This is a genomic window from Marinobacter subterrani (assembly GCF_001045555.1).
Lineage (GTDB): Bacteria > Pseudomonadota > Gammaproteobacteria > Pseudomonadales > Oleiphilaceae > Marinobacter > Marinobacter subterrani.
The window spans coordinates 2612902-2626947 of sequence record NZ_LFBU01000001.1; the positions used below are offsets into that span (position 1 = coordinate 2612902).

Sequence of the window (14046 nt, forward strand, 5' to 3'; positions counted from 1 at the left end):
GGGCATGCAAGAACGGGAAGTGGTGCTGACCAAACGTGAGGTGGAAGCCCGCCTTGTTCCTTCCGGAACTGAAATCATGATTCCGTCGGACACCTTCGTGACCATCACGCAGTCACTGGGCGGCACCTTCACCGTCGCGGTTAACGGCAACCTTGCCCGGATCGAAGGCCGCGATGCCGACGCCCTCGGCAAGCAACCCCTGGAAAGCAGCTTCGAGACCCCGCAAGACGGCACCGTCAATGAGAACCAGGTCTGGGAAGCGATGCGCAATTGCTACGACCCGGAGATTCCGGTCAACGTGGTGGACCTCGGCCTGATCTACGAGTGCAAGATCGAGAATGGCACTCCGGAGGGCAACCACGTGTACGTCAAGATGACACTGACCGCCGCCGGTTGCGGTATGGGGCCGGTGATCACCGATGACGTCCGGCGCAAGCTGGAGCATGTGCCCAATGTCGACAAGGTAACCGTGGACCTGACTTTCGATCCGCCCTGGAGCAATGACATGCTCACCGACGAAGCCAAGCTTGAACTGGGAATGCTGTAAATGACTGCCAGCAAAGAAACCTTTCTGACCAACCCGCTCGGCAAAGACACCACCCTGGAAGACGTCCTCGACGGCTTCGAGTTTCTGGACGACTGGGAAGAGCGCTACGCGTTCATCATCGATCTGGGCAAACAACTGCCCTCGTTCCCGGATGACGCCCGCATTGAAGAAAACTACGTGCACGGCTGCCAGAGCCAGGTCTGGCTGATCCATTACTACGATGAAGCCAGCGGCAAGCTGTTCCTGTTGATCGACTCAGACGCCATGATTGTACGCGGCCTGGCCGCCATCATCCTGGTGGCCCTGAACGGCAAAACCCCGAGAGACCTGCTTGCAACCGACATCGACGAGCTGTTCGAGCAACTCGACCTGTTCCGCCACATTTCCCCCACCCGGGGTAACGGCCTGCGCGCCATGGTGGGGAAAATCCGCGATATTGCCGCCGCCGAGATTGCCGGCGCCGGCAACTGAAGGGCTCGCTGGCCTACCAGAGAATGGCGATGTCATCCCGCTGGATATTCACCAAACCACCGAGCTGCTGCATGCTTCCACGGCTGAACCGGGGCTGAACCTTTTCGAGGGTCACCGATACATGGCTGTCCTGCAGCTCAGGTGCGTCACCCAGCGAATCAAAATAGCTCGCACTGCGATACAGCTTCAGCTCGTCCCCTGGCCGGAGCCCGGCAGTGGCCCCTGATTCCAGAGTCACCGAGTAGCCATCCACCCGTGCGATGCGAGTCATGAACGGCTGACAGACCAGGGCCTCGGTGACGGCCGCCGCCATCGCCTCGACAACACCACTGACTGATTGGCCATAGGCGGTTTTCTGAAACCCTGCCGAGCCGAAACCGGCGACGCCTCCCGGGCCGGCATTCCAGTCCGCCACGGTTTCAAACCGCTGCCGGTAGACCGGCGCGCCACTGAAGCCATCAAACACTATCAGATCTGCCGCAAACCGGCGGCGCTGATCCACTGTGCCAAGCCCGCGCTGCATTCTGTCGAGTACCGACGTGCCCCAGGCGGACGGATCGGCAACACCCAGATCCCGGATAACCCCGGTTACCACAAACTGCACGCCCATTTCCCGGGCGAGCTGCAAGACGTTGGTCAGCCGGTTGTCGCCCTGCTGCACCGTCGGCGCGTTCAACAGGTCGGAAAACATCCTGGAGGTAGTCGCACCAAAAACCTGAAACCCACCCTGCTCTATCAGCGCCTGCTGGAGCTGCTGCGGCAAAATCTCGCCGGCATCGTCAAGCCCTCCGATCCTGGCCTGGTCCGGATGCAGCAGCGGAAAGCCGGTAACAGCAACCCGCTTTTTCAGCCGACTCGCCTCACCGGCACTGCACTGGTCGCGGCTCTCGCTGATATCGCCACGCACCACCACCCGGAGCAAATTGCCGCTCTGGTATTCATCGATGATCCGGACGTTTCTTGCCCGCGTGTTGGAGGCCAGGCGAACCTGTGATTCGGTAATCACGCCATTTTCCATGGTATCGCGGGTGCTCACCTGGGCTTCATACTGCAGCGACAGATCCCTGATCGCAGCCTTGCGGGCCTCCGCACGGGCAGCCTCCAGATCTCCGTTATAGATGCTGGCGTGGCCCACACCTTCCAGAACGACAGCCTGCGCCCCGGTCACGTACACCAGCGAAACAGCCAGAACCCACAGTAATAGTGATGACGACAAGCGCTTCATAACTTTTGATCACTCAAGGTAATACAGGGAATCGACGCCCTTGCTCTGGATATCACCAACGCTGTCATTCTCCTGCGGCAGGGGGATCGGGCAAAGATCCCGAACCTGACTGTCGGCGACCCTGGCAACGCAGGCCCGGAAGCGTGGCTCGAGCTTCAGTTCCATGACGGTTTCAAACACCCCGTCGCTGTGCTCATTAACCGCGACCAGCTTGGCGCCGCGAATATAGCTGTCGACATAGGTGCGGAAGGTGTCGTTGCGCAGCACAAAGTCGTTCACGGTCGAACTGCCGTAAACCACGGTTCCGTATACCCGTTCAACCAGGTTGCGGTAAGCGTCGAGCTGGGACGCCCGGCGGGCCATCAGACGCTTGCGGGTGTTCGAGCGGTCGGCACCGACATCCTCGTAGGTCCCCAGCCCGCTGACCCGAACGGTGATCGGCTCCAGCAGGGTGTCCGCCCGATTACCGTCACCGCCCCGGTAACTGCCAACCGGCGCACAGGCAGCAAGGCTCGCCACCAGCAAAGGGATGAGTATCCAGCGAAGGGTCATTGCGTGTCTCCAGAAAATCGTCATTTCCGGTTTCCATGAAAAAATTGCGCCAGTTTTGATAACCCGCTGATATTCAACATAACGGCCGAAATCAGCTCATCCGGCAAATGCGCGGGCGGCAAAAACCTGCCTCCGTTTACACATTAAAAACAAACCGTTACCCCTTGTGTCATGTACCGCAAAAGCAACCAAACAGGATAGGGCTTCACCTTTCAGTAAAGCGCGGCCCCTGCTCAAAATCGGCTGAGCACGCGATCAGCCGCTGAAAATGGGGTTGAAAATGGGGTCAGATGAAAAGTTCATCTGACCCCGATCTCGCCTCCCGTCTCTGCCGCCCCTCACCCGCGAATTTGCGAACCTTCTACTCAAGTCGGATAATCCGCTGAATCCGGGGTCCGATGAAAGCCATCATCTGACCCCACTTTCACGCACCAATCATAGAACCGGGAAAAAGACCTCTTCATGCAGACCTATCTGGTTGGCGGCGCTGTTCGCGATGAATTACTCGGCCTTGCGGTCAAGGACCGGGACTGGGTCGTGGTGGGCGCTACGCCAGAGGAAATGCTTGCCCGGGGTTTCAAACAGGTGGGGGCCGACTTTCCTGTGTTCCTGCACCCTCGAAGCCGCGAGGAATATGCCCTGGCCCGTACCGAGCGGAAGCAGGGGCACGGCTACCACGGGTTCACCGTTTACAGTGCGCCGGATGTCACCCTGGAAGACGATCTCAAACGCCGTGATCTGACCATCAATGCCATGGCCAGGTCCGAGGGCGGCGAACTGGTGGATCCGTTCCACGGCCTGGCGGACCTCAAAAATCGCACGCTGCGCCACGTCTCCGGGGCCTTTGCCGAGGACCCCCTGAGAATCCTGCGAACCGCGCGGTTTGCCGCGCGTTTCCAACCTCTTGGCTTCACCGTGTGCGACCAGACCATGAACCTGATGCGCAAAATGGTCGATGACGGCGAGGTCGACCACCTGGTGCCTGAGCGGGTCTGGCAGGAAGTACAGCGGGCCCTGCACGAGCAGGCACCGGACGCCTTCTTTGAGGTGCTCAGGGACTCCGGCGCGCTTGCCGTTCTGATTCCGGAACTGGACGCAAACGGGATATTTACCCCAGCGATGCAGGCGCTTCGCTGCATACAAAAAGTCTCGGAGACCAGCACGGAGGAGCGGTTTGCCGCCCTTCTCTCGCCGCTGGCAGAAGACCAGGCCCGTTTACGGGCAAAAGCCCTGAAGGCGCCCAACGACAGCCAGAACCTCGCGCGCCTGGCCACCGCTTTCCGTGCCAGACTTCAGAACATGCACTCCGGGACGCCCGATGCCGGTTGTTTGCTCGGGCTGCTCGATGAAGCGGATTTCTGGCGCCGCCCGGCGCGTTTCTCGCAGTTGCTTCGGGTACTCGGGTGTGCAGTCCGGGACGCCGACGAAAGCCTTGAACGGCTTCGCACAGCTTCCCGCGCCGCCAGTGGTGTTGATCCGAAAGCGCTTCTGGCCAAGGGTTACGAGGGCAAAGCTCTCGGCGAGGTGATCCGGACCGAGCGCCTGACCCGTATCGACCAGGCCATACACCGATCCGAACCATGATCCGAACCATGAGGAGTCCCGATGTCCGCTGATGCCCCCGTTGCCCTGATCACCGGTTCAGCCCACCGCCTCGGCGCCCAGACAGCCACAACCCTGCACCAGCGAGGCTGGAATGTGGTGATTCATTATCGCAGCAGGGAGCAACAGGCGACAGAATTGGTCGAAAGCTTCAACCGAGATCGCCCGGACTCGGCCTGTGCGATTCAGGCAGATCTCAGCGTCACAAACCAGATCTACTCCCTTGCCGATGACGCCATTGGCTGCTGGGACCGGCTGGATGCACTCGTCAACAACGCCTCGGTGTTCTACCCCCACCCCACCGAGTCGGCCACCGGGGAAGACTGGGACACCATCATGCACACTAACCTGCGTGCCCCCTTCTTTCTGCTGCAGGCCTGCCTTCCGGCGCTTCGGGAAAACGGCGGCAGTGTCGTCAACATGATCGACATCTACAGCGAAAAGCCCCTTGCCGACCACCCTCTTTACTGCGCCGGCAAGGCCGGTCTGGCGTCACTGACACGCTCCTGGGCCAAGGACCTGGCACCGGATGTGCGGGTAAACGGCGTCTCACCAGGCGCCATTCTCTGGCCCGAGGGAGACGGTAAAATGGACCGGGATCAGCAGCAGGCCATACTCGACAAGACGCCGCTCAAACGCACCGGCGAGCCGGACGACATCGCCCGAACCATTGCCTTCCTGATCTGCGATGCGCCATTCATTACCGGGCAGATCGTCTCGGTCGATGGTGGCCGCAGCCTGAATATGTAGCCAGCCAGCCGACGCTTCCAGCCTGAGGGTTTTGGCCAGGTGCAGCTTTGGGGATACAATGCCGGCAGCTTTCAATCCTGCATGCACGAGCCCCAACCTTCTCGTGCACCCCTTATCCGGAGAATGCCCATGCGTGATGTCGTTATTGTTGCTGCCCGCCGTACTGCTATCGGAACCTTTGGCGGAGGTCTTGCCAGCCTGAGCGCAGACCAGCTGGGAACTGCCGTCATAAAGGCCCTGCTGGAAGAAACCGGGGTCGCAGGCGACCAGATCAATGAAGTGGTGCTTGGCCAGGTCCTCACCGCCGGCTGCGGCCAGAACCCGGCTCGCCAGTCCGCCATCAATGCCGGCATTCCGGCATCGGTACCCGCCATGACCATCAACAAGGTCTGTGGCTCCGGCCTGAAAGCGGTTCATATGGCGGTACAGGCCATCCGCTGTGGCGATGCCGAGATGATGATCGCAGGCGGCCAGGAAAGCATGAGTCAGGCGCCTCATGTACTGCCCAACAGCCGCAACGGTCAACGGATGGGCAACTGGTCCATGGTCGATACCATGATCAAGGACGGCCTGTGGGACGCGTTTAACGATTACCACATGGGCATTACTGCCGAGAACATTGTCGAGAAATACGGCATCAGCCGGAAAGAGCAGGACGAATTTGCCGCCGCCTCGCAGCAGAAAGCCTCTGCCGCTCGCGAAGCCGGCTATTTCGATGGCCAGATTGTCCCTGTCTCCATTCCCCAGCGCAAAGGCGACCCGATTGTGGTTGACCGCGACGAAGGCCCGCGCGATGGCGTGACTGCCGAAGGACTGGGCAACCTCCGCGCAGCCTTCAAGAAGGATGGCACGGTCACTGCTGGCAATGCCTCATCGCTGAATGATGGTGCCGCTGCCGTGATGGTCTGCAGTGCCGAGAAGGCCAAAGAACTGGGGCTGGCTCCGCTGGCCACTATCAAGGCTCACGCCAACGCCGGTGTGGATCCAGGCATCATGGGGACCGGCCCGATTCCCGCCAGCCAACGCTGCCTGAAGCGCGCCGGCTGGAGTGTTGACGATCTGGATCTGGTGGAAGCCAACGAAGCCTTCGCCGCCCAGGCCATTTCCGTAAATCGCGATATGGGTTGGGATATCAGCAAGGTGAACGTAAACGGTGGTGCCATTGCCCTGGGCCACCCCATCGGCGCATCCGGCTGCCGCATCCTGGTCTCCCTGCTGCATGAAATGGTTCGCCGTGACGTTCACAAGGGCCTCGCGACCCTGTGCATCGGTGGCGGCATGGGTGTTGCCCTGGCCGTCGAGCGCTGAGTTTCATGCTCCACGTTGTGCTGTACGAGCCGGAGATACCGCCGAATACCGGCAATATCATCCGGCTGTGCGCCAACACCGGTTGCCAGTTGCACCTGATTGAACCGCTGGGGTTTAGCCTGGAAGACAAACAGATGCGGCGGGCCGGGCTGGATTACAGTGAGTACGCCACTGTCAAGGTTCATCAGGACTACCAGAGCTTTCTGGCCAGCGAGCAGCCCGGACGGCTGTTCGGGCTGACCACCAAGGGCAGCCACCCCTACCATGAAGTGAGCTACCAGGATGGGGACTACCTGATGTTCGGCCCGGAAACCCGGGGCCTGCCTGCCGACATCCGGGAAAGCCTGGCACCCGGCCATCGCCTGCGGGTGCCCATGCGCCCCGAGAGCCGGAGCCTGAATCTCTCCAATACCGCCGCGGTAGTGGTTTACGAAGCCTGGCGACAGCTGGGATTCAGCGGCGCGTTATAAAATCGGGGTTGAAACAGGGGTCAGATGAAAATGGAGTGGAAAATGGGGTCAGATGAAAACTTCATCTGACCCCATTTTTACTTCAGTGAGTCTGCTGTTCTTCCTTTGCCTCGCCTGCCGCCTCTTCCTGCTTGCGCTTCAGCGCCTGGGCATAGATGGCGTCGAAGTTTACCGGTGCCAGCATCAGGGCCGGGAAGCTGCCCTTGTTGACCACACCGTCGATGGCTTCACGGGCGTAGGGGAACAGAATCGTCGGGCAGTAGGCGCCGAGCATCTGGCCCAGTTGCTGGCCTTCAATGCCCTGCACCAGGAATACACCGCCCTGCTGAATTTCGACGATGTAAGCAACCTTCTCGCCCACTTTGGCGGTTACTGTCAGCGAAAGCACGACCTCGTACTGGTTGTCGCTCACTTTGTTGTGGGAGGTGTTGAGGTCGAGGTTGACCTGCGGCTTCCACTGCTCCTGAAACACCACCGGAGAATTGGGGGATTCAAAAGACAGGTCCTTCACATAGATCCGCTGAAGGGCGAACTGGGGTTGGTTCTGGTTGTCACTGCCTGCTGCGGCTTGCTGATTCTCAGCCATGTTCAGTCCTTTCGTTCTCGATCATGGGCTCATGGCCCGTTGTTATGGAGTGTGCTGCCGGAACATTCTACGTTGGGGCCGGGCCGGCTTATGTGAAACAGTGCGGCAGAATGACCTTCAGATCAAGGGCCGCTCTACTTCTTCACCAGCGGAAGATTGCTGGCTCTCCAGTCAGCAACGCCACCATTGAGGCGTACGACATTGCTGAAGCCTTCCGCGTTCAGTTGTTTGACCGCCATGGCCGAGTGCTGGCCCATTTTGTCGGCAACGATAATCTGCTTGTCCTTGAACTTGCTCAGTTCGTTCACCCGGCTCTTGAGGCTGTTCAACGGAATATTGATGGAACCAGTAATCCGGCCCTCGCCGAATTCCTTGCGGTCGCGGATATCCACCACGATGGCCTCGTCCCTGTTGATCAGGTTGACCGCACCCTGGGCCGAGATCTTGGCACCGCCACGGCGGGACTCCAGAAAAAGGATGGCCAGGAGAAAGGCCACGAACAGCGACACGAGAATGTAGTGGTTAACGACAAATTCAAACAACCGGTCCATGAATTTACCCTGATAATGAGTTTGGCGGGATTATACACAGCCTGCTCCCCGGACAGAAGGTGACGAAACTGGCCAGTAAATGCGAAAATAGATAAACTCCATTTTCGTTTTAGTAAATTTACTAACATTTTGCTTCCGGACTGAATGATGACTGCAATGCGCAAGCCGACTGCACTGATTATCCTGGACGGCTGGGGCTATCGCGACCCGGCTGAAGACAACGCAATCAGCAACGCCAACACCCCGTTCTGGGACAAACTCTGGCAGAACCAGCCCAAAACCCTGATCAACACCTCGGGCATGTTTGTCGGCCTGCCACAGGGTCAGATGGGTAACTCGGAAGTCGGCCACATGAACCTTGGCGCAGGGCGGGTGGTTTATCAGAGCCTGACCCGGATTGACAAGGATCTTGAAGACGGCAACTTCCAGAACAACGAAGTGCTTTGTGCCGCGATTGATAAAGCCGTTCAGAACGGACGGGCGGTTCACCTGATGGGCCTGATGTCCCCCGGCGGGGTCCACAGCCATGAGGATCATATTCTGGCCGCCGCCGACCTGGCTGCTGCCCGTGGCGCCAGGGAAGTTTACATCCACGCCTTCCTGGATGGTCGTGACATGCCTCCGCGCAGCGCCAAGGCCTCCCTGGAGAAAGCCGCAGCCAGGCTGAAGAATCTCGGCGTTGGCCGCGTTGCCTCCATCGTTGGCCGTTACTACGCCATGGACCGCGACAACCGCTGGGATCGGGTTGAAGCCGCCTACAACCTGATGACCCAGGGTACCGCCGAGTACGCTGCCGCCGATCCGGTTTCCGGCCTCGAACAGGCATACGAGCGTGGTGAAAACGATGAATTCGTCACCCCGACCCGCATTCACGCACCGGGGGAACCGGAAGGCACCATCAACGACGGCGATGCGGTTCTGTTCATGAATTTCCGGGCCGACCGCGCCCGGGAAATGACCCGGACCTTCGTCGAGAAGGACTTCGATGGCTTTCAGCGGCGCAAGCACCCTGAACTGGCGGATTTTGTGACGCTGACTGAATACGCTGCAGACATCAAAGCCGCCTGTGCCTATCCGCCCGAGCAGCTTACCAACGGTCTTGGCGAATACATGGCCGACCAAGGCAAGACCCAGCTCCGGATTGCCGAAACCGAGAAGTACGCTCACGTCACCTTCTTCTTTAATGGTGGCCTGGAAACGCCCTTCAAAGGCGAAGACCGGATTCTGGTGCCCTCTCCGAAGGTCGCCACCTACGACCTTCAACCGGAGATGAGCGCACCGGAGGTAACCGACAAACTGGTGGAGGCCATCAGGAGTGGCAAATACGACCTGATTGTCTGCAATTACGCCAACGGCGACATGGTTGGCCATACCGGCAAACTGGACGCTGCTATCAAGGCCGCCGAGTGTCTTGATGAGTGTGTCCGGCGAGTGGTTGAAGCACTGGATGAGGTGGGTGGTGAAGCCCTGATCACCGCCGATCATGGAAACTGCGAGCAGATGACCGATCCGAGCTCCGGCCAGGTTCATACCTCGCACACCATCGGGCCCGTACCGCTGGTTTACACCGGCCATCGCAAGGTTGCCCTGGCGGATGACGGCAGCTTGAGCGACGTGGCACCTTCGCTGCTGGCACTGATGGGGCTGGCGCCGCCCAAGGAAATGACCGGGCACAGCCTGGTCAGGATCGGTTGACCCAGGCCCGGAACCAACCGTTGCTACGCTCCGTTATTCTGGCGCTCGCCCTTGCCCTGGGCGCAGCGCCCGTGCACGCCCAGCAGGAGGTCACGCCAGCTCAGATTGAAGACCTCAAGGAACGCATTGAGGACATCAATGACTGGCTGGCTGATGCCGAGGATGACCGCTCCGCCCTGGAACAACAGCTTGCCGAGACCGAGCGCACCATCAGCCGGCTGGCGAGGGAACGCCGCTCCCTGCGCGAGAAGGCGGAACAACAGCAACAGCGGCTCCGGGAACTGGAGAAAGAGGAGCAGGAGCTTACCCGCACACTTGACCGCCAGCGGGAAAGCCTCAAGAAGCAGATCCGGGCCGCGTGGATGGAGGGTGACGCGCCGGCTGTTAAAGTTCTGCTGAATGAGATTGACCCGGACAGGATTGCCCGGACCATGACCTACTACGAGTACCTCAGCAAGGACACGGTCACCCGCCTGGAGGCGTTCAGCGAAAGCCTGAAGAAGCTCAAGAATACCCGGGATGCCGTTCAGGCAACACGAGTGGAGCTGGCCCGCACCGAGGAAAGCGTTGCCAGGCGCCAGCAGGAACTGGCGGCATCCAGAAAACAGCGGCAGCAGACTCTCGCCGCCCTCAATGCCGACATCAAGAGCCGGCTCAGCGAACGGGAAGAACTGGAGTCTGACCGAAAGCGGCTGGAAAAACTCCTTGCCGAAGTGCAGCAGGCGATCAACAACATTCCCTCGCCCAATGAATCCCGCCCTTTCGCCTCACTGCGTGACAAACTGCCCTGGCCGGCAAAGGGGAAGGTCCTGAGCGGCTATGGAGACAGCTACGCCGATGGCAAGTTACGGCGTACCGGCCTGCTCATCCGTACCGGGGAGGAGGCGGAAATCCGCGCGATTCATTATGGCCGCGTGGTCTTTGCCAATTGGCTTCGGGGCTTTGGCCTGATCACCATCATTGATCATGGGGATGGCTACATGACACTCTATGGCCACAGCAGCAGCCTGTTTACCAGTCCCGGAGACTGGGTAACAGCCGGCGAACCCATCGCCCTGGCGGGGCGAACCGGCGGCACAGATTCGCCGGCCCTGTATTTTGAGATCCGACATAACGGCAAACCCGACAATCCGAACCGGTGGCTGGCCGACTGACCGGCCTCCGAAGGGCTGACAAATGCCCCGGGTGGCGCCATACTGTCCGAAATCAGGAAAACCAGTCCAACTATCGGAATAAAAACGGGATATGTGAATGAAACGGGTCAGAAACACACTCCATGCCTTTCCATTACGCAGCATTGCCCTCGCTACCTGTTTCGCCACCGCATCCGGGCTGGCCTGGGCCCAGGAGCAAAACCCCGCCACCGAAAAACTGCTCGAAGGCATCCAGAACGGCGAACGGGTTGAGATCACCCTGCCGGATCCGGAAAAGCAGCTGCCCCTGGACGATCTCCGGAAATTTACCGAGGTGTTCAGCCGCATAAAGGATGCCTATGTGGAAGAGGTCGACGATCGCCAGCTGCTCGAAAGCGCTATCAAGGGCATGCTGTCGGATCTGGACCCGCATTCCACCTACCTGGCTCCCAAGGATTACGAAGACCTGGAGGAAAGCACCTCCGGAGAGTTTGGCGGCCTGGGTATTGAAGTGGGCATGGAAAATGGTTTCGTAAAGGTCATCGCCCCTATCGATGACACCCCGGCACAGAAAGCGGGCGTGCAGGCGGGCGACCTGATTATCAAGCTCAACGAGAAGCCGGTAAAAGGCATGAGCCTGGAAGAAGCTGTGCAGCTGATGCGCGGCAAGCCGGGCACCATCCTCACGCTGACCATCATGCGCGAGGGCGAGACGGGCCCCATCGAGATCAAAGTCGAGCGGGATATCATCAAGGTCACCAGCGTGAAATCCCGCATGCTGGAAAACGGCTACGGCTATGTCCGGATTACCCAGTTCCAGGCCGATACCGGCTCACAGTTCAGAGATGCGCTCAAAAAACTTGAAAACAAACACGGCGGCAACCTTGATGGCCTGGTGATTGATCTGCGCAACAACCCGGGTGGCGTCCTGCAGGCGGCCGTGGAAACAGCGGATGTACTGCTTGATGAGGGGCTGATTGTCTACACCGAAGGCCGCATCCAGAGCTCGCGCCTGCGTTTCAGTGCCACTGAAGGCGATGTCATGGAAGGCACACCGATTGTGGTGTTGATTAACGGTGGCTCTGCCTCGGCTTCCGAAATTCTCGCCGGCGCCCTTCAGGACCATGAACGCGCCGTGATCATGGGCACCAAATCCTTCGGCAAGGGCAGCGTTCAGACGGTCATCCCCCTGGATGAAAACCACGCCATCAAGATGACCACCGCGCGCTACTATACGCCGAATGGTCGCTCTATCCAGGCAACGGGCATCAAACCGGATATTGAAGTGCGCCCGGCCGAGCTCAAAGAGCTGGACAGCAAGCCGTTCTTCACCGAGGCCGACCTTACCGGGCACCTCAAGGGCAAGAACGAGAAAAAGCAGGACCAGGAAGCACCGGCGCCAGACGACACCGCCTCTCTGGCGGAGCAGGATTACCAACTGCGCTCGGCGCTCAACCTGCTCAAGGGCATCCATATTCTGAACCCGCAGGACAAAGCCAAGGCTCAAGGAAGCGGCCAGTGAGGGCAGTAAGCTTCCTGCTGGCGTGCGCCCTCTCGGCGACCACCAGCCTGGCAGCGGCAGAGCCTGAGCAACAGGCCCTGCCCCCGACCATCGCCATCATCATTGATGACATGGGCCACGACCTTCACGAGGGTAAGCGACTGATCAGCCTGGATCAGCCACTGACCCTGGCTTTCCTGCCATACCGCAGGTATACCGACACCCTGGCCCGGCTTGCCCACCAGCACAACAAGGAAATCATGCTGCACGCGCCGATGGCCAACACCCACGATTTCGGGCTGGGGCCGGGGGGCCTGACCACCGATATGGACGAGCAGAGCATGGTGACCACGCTCCGCCGCGCGCTCCGCTCCATTCCATTTGTCCAGGGCGTGAATAATCATATGGGCAGCCTGCTCACCCAGCAACTGCAGCCGATGGACTGGGTAATGAAGGAGCTCTTCCGTTACCCGGTGTATTTTGTCGACAGCCGAACGATTGCTTCAACCGTTGCCGGAGATGTGGCTGCTGCGTACCGGATTCCCACTCTTTCCCGGGACGTGTTTCTCGACCATGAACAAACCGAGGAATTCGTCGACAGGCAGTTCAAACTGCTGATCCAGCGCGCGCGGGAGAACGGCAGCGCCATCGGAATTGGCCATCCCCATAAAGTCACGGTGGACTATCTTGAGAAGCACCTGCCCGAGTTGGATGAGCAGGGCATCGCCATTGCCACAGTGAGCGGCCTGTGGGCCATGCGTAACAGCAATCGGGAGATGTTTGCCGAGGGAGAGAAGCAGGCCATTCAGCCAGCCTTTGCAAAGAAGCAATGAAAAAGGGGTCAGATGAAAAACTTCATCTGACCCCTTTTTCACTCACTGGTCTCGGACTTCTATACCCTGCGCCTTCATAAACGCCTTGGCTTCCGGAATCGTATGCTGGCCAAAATGGAAGATTGACGCCGCCAGCACCGCATCGGCCCCGCCACGGGTGACGCCATCGGCCAGGTGCTGCAACTCGCCAACGCCGCCGGAGGCGATCACCGGCACAATCACCGCATCACTGATGGCCCTGGTCAGCCCCAGATCGAATCCGATCTTGGTGCCGTCACGGTCCATACTGGTCAGCAGCAATTCGCCAGCGCCCATTTCCACCATCTTGCGGGCCCATTCGACGGCGTCCAGCCCGGTCGGCTTGCGGCCACCGTGGGTAAAAATCTCCCAGCGGGGTTCCTCGCCTTCCTCGCTGACCCGCTTGGCATCAATGGCCACCACAATGCACTGGCTGCCGAAACGGTCCGCTGCCTCGCGCACGAATTCCGGATTGAACACGGCTGCCGTATTAATGGAAACCTTGTCGGCACCGGCATTCAGCAGCTTGCGGATATCATCCACGGTGCGCACGCCACCGCCCACGGTGAGCGGGATGAACACTTCGGCCGCCATCCGCTCGACGGTTTCATAGGTGGTGTCCCGGCTTTCATGACTGGCGGTGATGTCGAGGAAGGTAATCTCGTCAGCACCCTGGTCGTTGTAGCGGCGGGCCACTTCCACCGGGTCACCGGCATCCCGGATATCCACGAAGTTCACGCCTTTGACCACGCGGCCTTTGTCAACATCGAGACAGGGAATGATGCGTTTTGCCAGAGCCATGCT

The 14046-nt window shown here is 59.7% G+C and carries 15 protein-coding genes; 10 read left to right on the top strand and 5 right to left on the bottom strand.

Features of this window, described 5'->3' with window-relative positions; translation table 11 throughout:
* Window positions 1-4: 4 nt before the first annotated feature.
* Together sufT and msub_RS12185 are read left to right on the top strand one after the other, a co-directional pair.
* Entirely contained in the window at window positions 5-547 is a 543-nt protein-coding gene (sufT, locus tag msub_RS12180) for a putative Fe-S cluster assembly protein SufT (protein ID WP_048496264.1), read from the top strand.
* On the top strand, window positions 548-1018 hold the full coding sequence (locus msub_RS12185; protein WP_048496265.1) for a SufE family protein: 471 nt from the start codon (window positions 548-550) through the stop codon (window positions 1016-1018).
* 13 nt (window positions 1019-1031) lie between these two features.
* Here the strand turns inward: msub_RS12185 and msub_RS12190 are convergent, their stop codons facing one another.
* Together msub_RS12190 and msub_RS12195 are read right to left on the bottom strand one after the other, a co-directional pair.
* Complete coding sequence (locus tag msub_RS12190; RefSeq protein ID WP_048496266.1) at window positions 1032-2243, bottom strand: flagellar assembly protein T N-terminal domain-containing protein; 1212 nt, start codon at window positions 2241-2243, stop codon at window positions 1032-1034.
* A 9-nt stretch (window positions 2244-2252) separates the two neighbouring features.
* Complete coding sequence (locus msub_RS12195) at window positions 2253-2795, bottom strand: LPP20 family lipoprotein (protein WP_048496267.1); 543 nt, start codon at window positions 2793-2795, stop codon at window positions 2253-2255.
* 462 nt (window positions 2796-3257) lie between these two features.
* Here msub_RS12195 and msub_RS12200 point away from each other — a divergent pair, with 462 nt between their 5' ends.
* The 4 genes from msub_RS12200 to trmL all read left to right on the top strand — a co-directional run bounded on the left by msub_RS12200 (window position 3258) and on the right by trmL (window position 6925).
* Complete coding sequence (locus msub_RS12200; RefSeq protein WP_048496268.1) at window positions 3258-4379, top strand: tRNA nucleotidyltransferase; 1122 nt, start codon at window positions 3258-3260, stop codon at window positions 4377-4379.
* Window positions 4380-4400: 21 nt separating this feature from the next.
* Window positions 4401-5147 (top strand): pteridine reductase, encoded by a 747-nt coding sequence (locus msub_RS12205; RefSeq protein WP_048496269.1) that lies wholly within the window; start codon window positions 4401-4403, stop codon window positions 5145-5147.
* Between the two features lie 129 nt (window positions 5148-5276).
* Window positions 5277-6455 carry an acetyl-CoA C-acetyltransferase gene (locus tag msub_RS12210; RefSeq protein ID WP_048496270.1) on the top strand — a complete coding sequence of 393 codons (1179 nt, stop codon included), beginning with the start codon at window positions 5277-5279 and terminating at the stop codon, window positions 6453-6455.
* A 5-nt stretch (window positions 6456-6460) separates the two neighbouring features.
* Window positions 6461-6925 (top strand): tRNA (uridine(34)/cytosine(34)/5-carboxymethylaminomethyluridine(34)-2'-O)-methyltransferase TrmL, encoded by a 465-nt coding sequence (trmL, locus tag msub_RS12215; protein WP_048496271.1) that lies wholly within the window; start codon window positions 6461-6463, stop codon window positions 6923-6925.
* A gap of 82 nt (window positions 6926-7007) precedes the next feature.
* Here the strand turns inward: trmL and secB are convergent, their stop codons facing one another.
* Together secB and msub_RS12225 are read right to left on the bottom strand one after the other, a co-directional pair.
* Window positions 7008-7511: a protein-export chaperone SecB gene (gene secB, locus msub_RS12220; RefSeq protein ID WP_048496272.1), complete on the bottom strand. Its 504-nt coding sequence runs from the start codon at window positions 7509-7511 to the stop codon at window positions 7008-7010.
* A 134-nt stretch (window positions 7512-7645) separates the two neighbouring features.
* Window positions 7646-8062: a rhodanese-like domain-containing protein gene (locus msub_RS12225; protein ID WP_048496273.1), complete on the bottom strand. Its 417-nt coding sequence runs from the start codon at window positions 8060-8062 to the stop codon at window positions 7646-7648.
* A 147-nt stretch (window positions 8063-8209) separates the two neighbouring features.
* Between msub_RS12225 and gpmM the strand changes: the two genes are divergently transcribed.
* From gpmM to msub_RS12245, 4 genes are all read left to right on the top strand, one after another.
* A complete protein-coding gene (gene gpmM, locus msub_RS12230; RefSeq protein ID WP_048496274.1) occupies window positions 8210-9757 on the top strand; it encodes a 2,3-bisphosphoglycerate-independent phosphoglycerate mutase in 1548 nt (515 codons plus the stop codon).
* 20 nt (window positions 9758-9777) lie between these two features.
* A complete protein-coding gene (locus msub_RS12235) occupies window positions 9778-10911 on the top strand; it encodes a murein hydrolase activator EnvC family protein (protein WP_227506718.1) in 1134 nt (377 codons plus the stop codon).
* A 97-nt stretch (window positions 10912-11008) separates the two neighbouring features.
* The gene (locus tag msub_RS12240) at window positions 11009-12412 is read left to right on the top strand and encodes a S41 family peptidase (protein ID WP_048496275.1); all 1404 of its coding nucleotides are present in this window, start codon (window positions 11009-11011) and stop codon (window positions 12410-12412) included.
* Window positions 12409-13224 carry a divergent polysaccharide deacetylase family protein gene (locus msub_RS12245; RefSeq protein ID WP_048496276.1) on the top strand — a complete coding sequence of 272 codons (816 nt, stop codon included), beginning with the start codon at window positions 12409-12411 and terminating at the stop codon, window positions 13222-13224. Before msub_RS12240 ends, msub_RS12245 begins: the two co-directional genes overlap by 4 nt.
* Window positions 13225-13266: 42 nt before the next feature.
* Here msub_RS12245 and hisF read toward each other — a convergent pair whose 3' ends face one another.
* Window positions 13267-14043 carry an imidazole glycerol phosphate synthase subunit HisF gene (hisF, locus tag msub_RS12250; protein ID WP_048496277.1) on the bottom strand — a complete coding sequence of 259 codons (777 nt, stop codon included), beginning with the start codon at window positions 14041-14043 and terminating at the stop codon, window positions 13267-13269.
* Between the last annotated feature and the right edge of the window lie 3 nt (window positions 14044-14046).

Excerpts from the sequence above, each read along its gene's own strand:
- sufT (WP_048496264.1), top strand. The coding sequence starts at position 5 with ATGCAAGAACGGGAAGTGGTGCTGACCAAACGTGAGGTGGAAGCCCGC.
- msub_RS12210 (WP_048496270.1), top strand. The coding sequence starts at position 5,277 with ATGCGTGATGTCGTTATTGTTGCTGCCCGCCGTACTGCTATCGGAACC.
- msub_RS12240 (WP_048496275.1), top strand. The coding sequence starts at position 11,009 with ATGAAACGGGTCAGAAACACACTCCATGCCTTTCCATTACGCAGCATT.
- msub_RS12190 (WP_048496266.1), bottom strand. The coding sequence starts at position 2,243 with ATGAAGCGCTTGTCGTCATCACTATTACTGTGGGTTCTGGCTGTTTCG.
- gpmM (WP_048496274.1), top strand. The coding sequence starts at position 8,210 with ATGACTGCAATGCGCAAGCCGACTGCACTGATTATCCTGGACGGCTGG.
- msub_RS12205 (WP_048496269.1), top strand. The coding sequence starts at position 4,401 with ATGTCCGCTGATGCCCCCGTTGCCCTGATCACCGGTTCAGCCCACCGC.
- secB (WP_048496272.1), bottom strand. The coding sequence starts at position 7,511 with ATGGCTGAGAATCAGCAAGCCGCAGCAGGCAGTGACAACCAGAACCAA.
- msub_RS12195 (WP_048496267.1), bottom strand. The coding sequence starts at position 2,795 with ATGACCCTTCGCTGGATACTCATCCCTTTGCTGGTGGCGAGCCTTGCT.
- trmL (WP_048496271.1), top strand. The coding sequence starts at position 6,461 with ATGCTCCACGTTGTGCTGTACGAGCCGGAGATACCGCCGAATACCGGC.
- msub_RS12225 (WP_048496273.1), bottom strand. The coding sequence starts at position 8,062 with ATGGACCGGTTGTTTGAATTTGTCGTTAACCACTACATTCTCGTGTCG.
- msub_RS12185 (WP_048496265.1), top strand. The coding sequence starts at position 548 with ATGACTGCCAGCAAAGAAACCTTTCTGACCAACCCGCTCGGCAAAGAC.
- hisF (WP_048496277.1), bottom strand. The coding sequence starts at position 14,043 with ATGGCTCTGGCAAAACGCATCATTCCCTGTCTCGATGTTGACAAAGGC.
- msub_RS12200 (WP_048496268.1), top strand. The coding sequence starts at position 3,258 with ATGCAGACCTATCTGGTTGGCGGCGCTGTTCGCGATGAATTACTCGGC.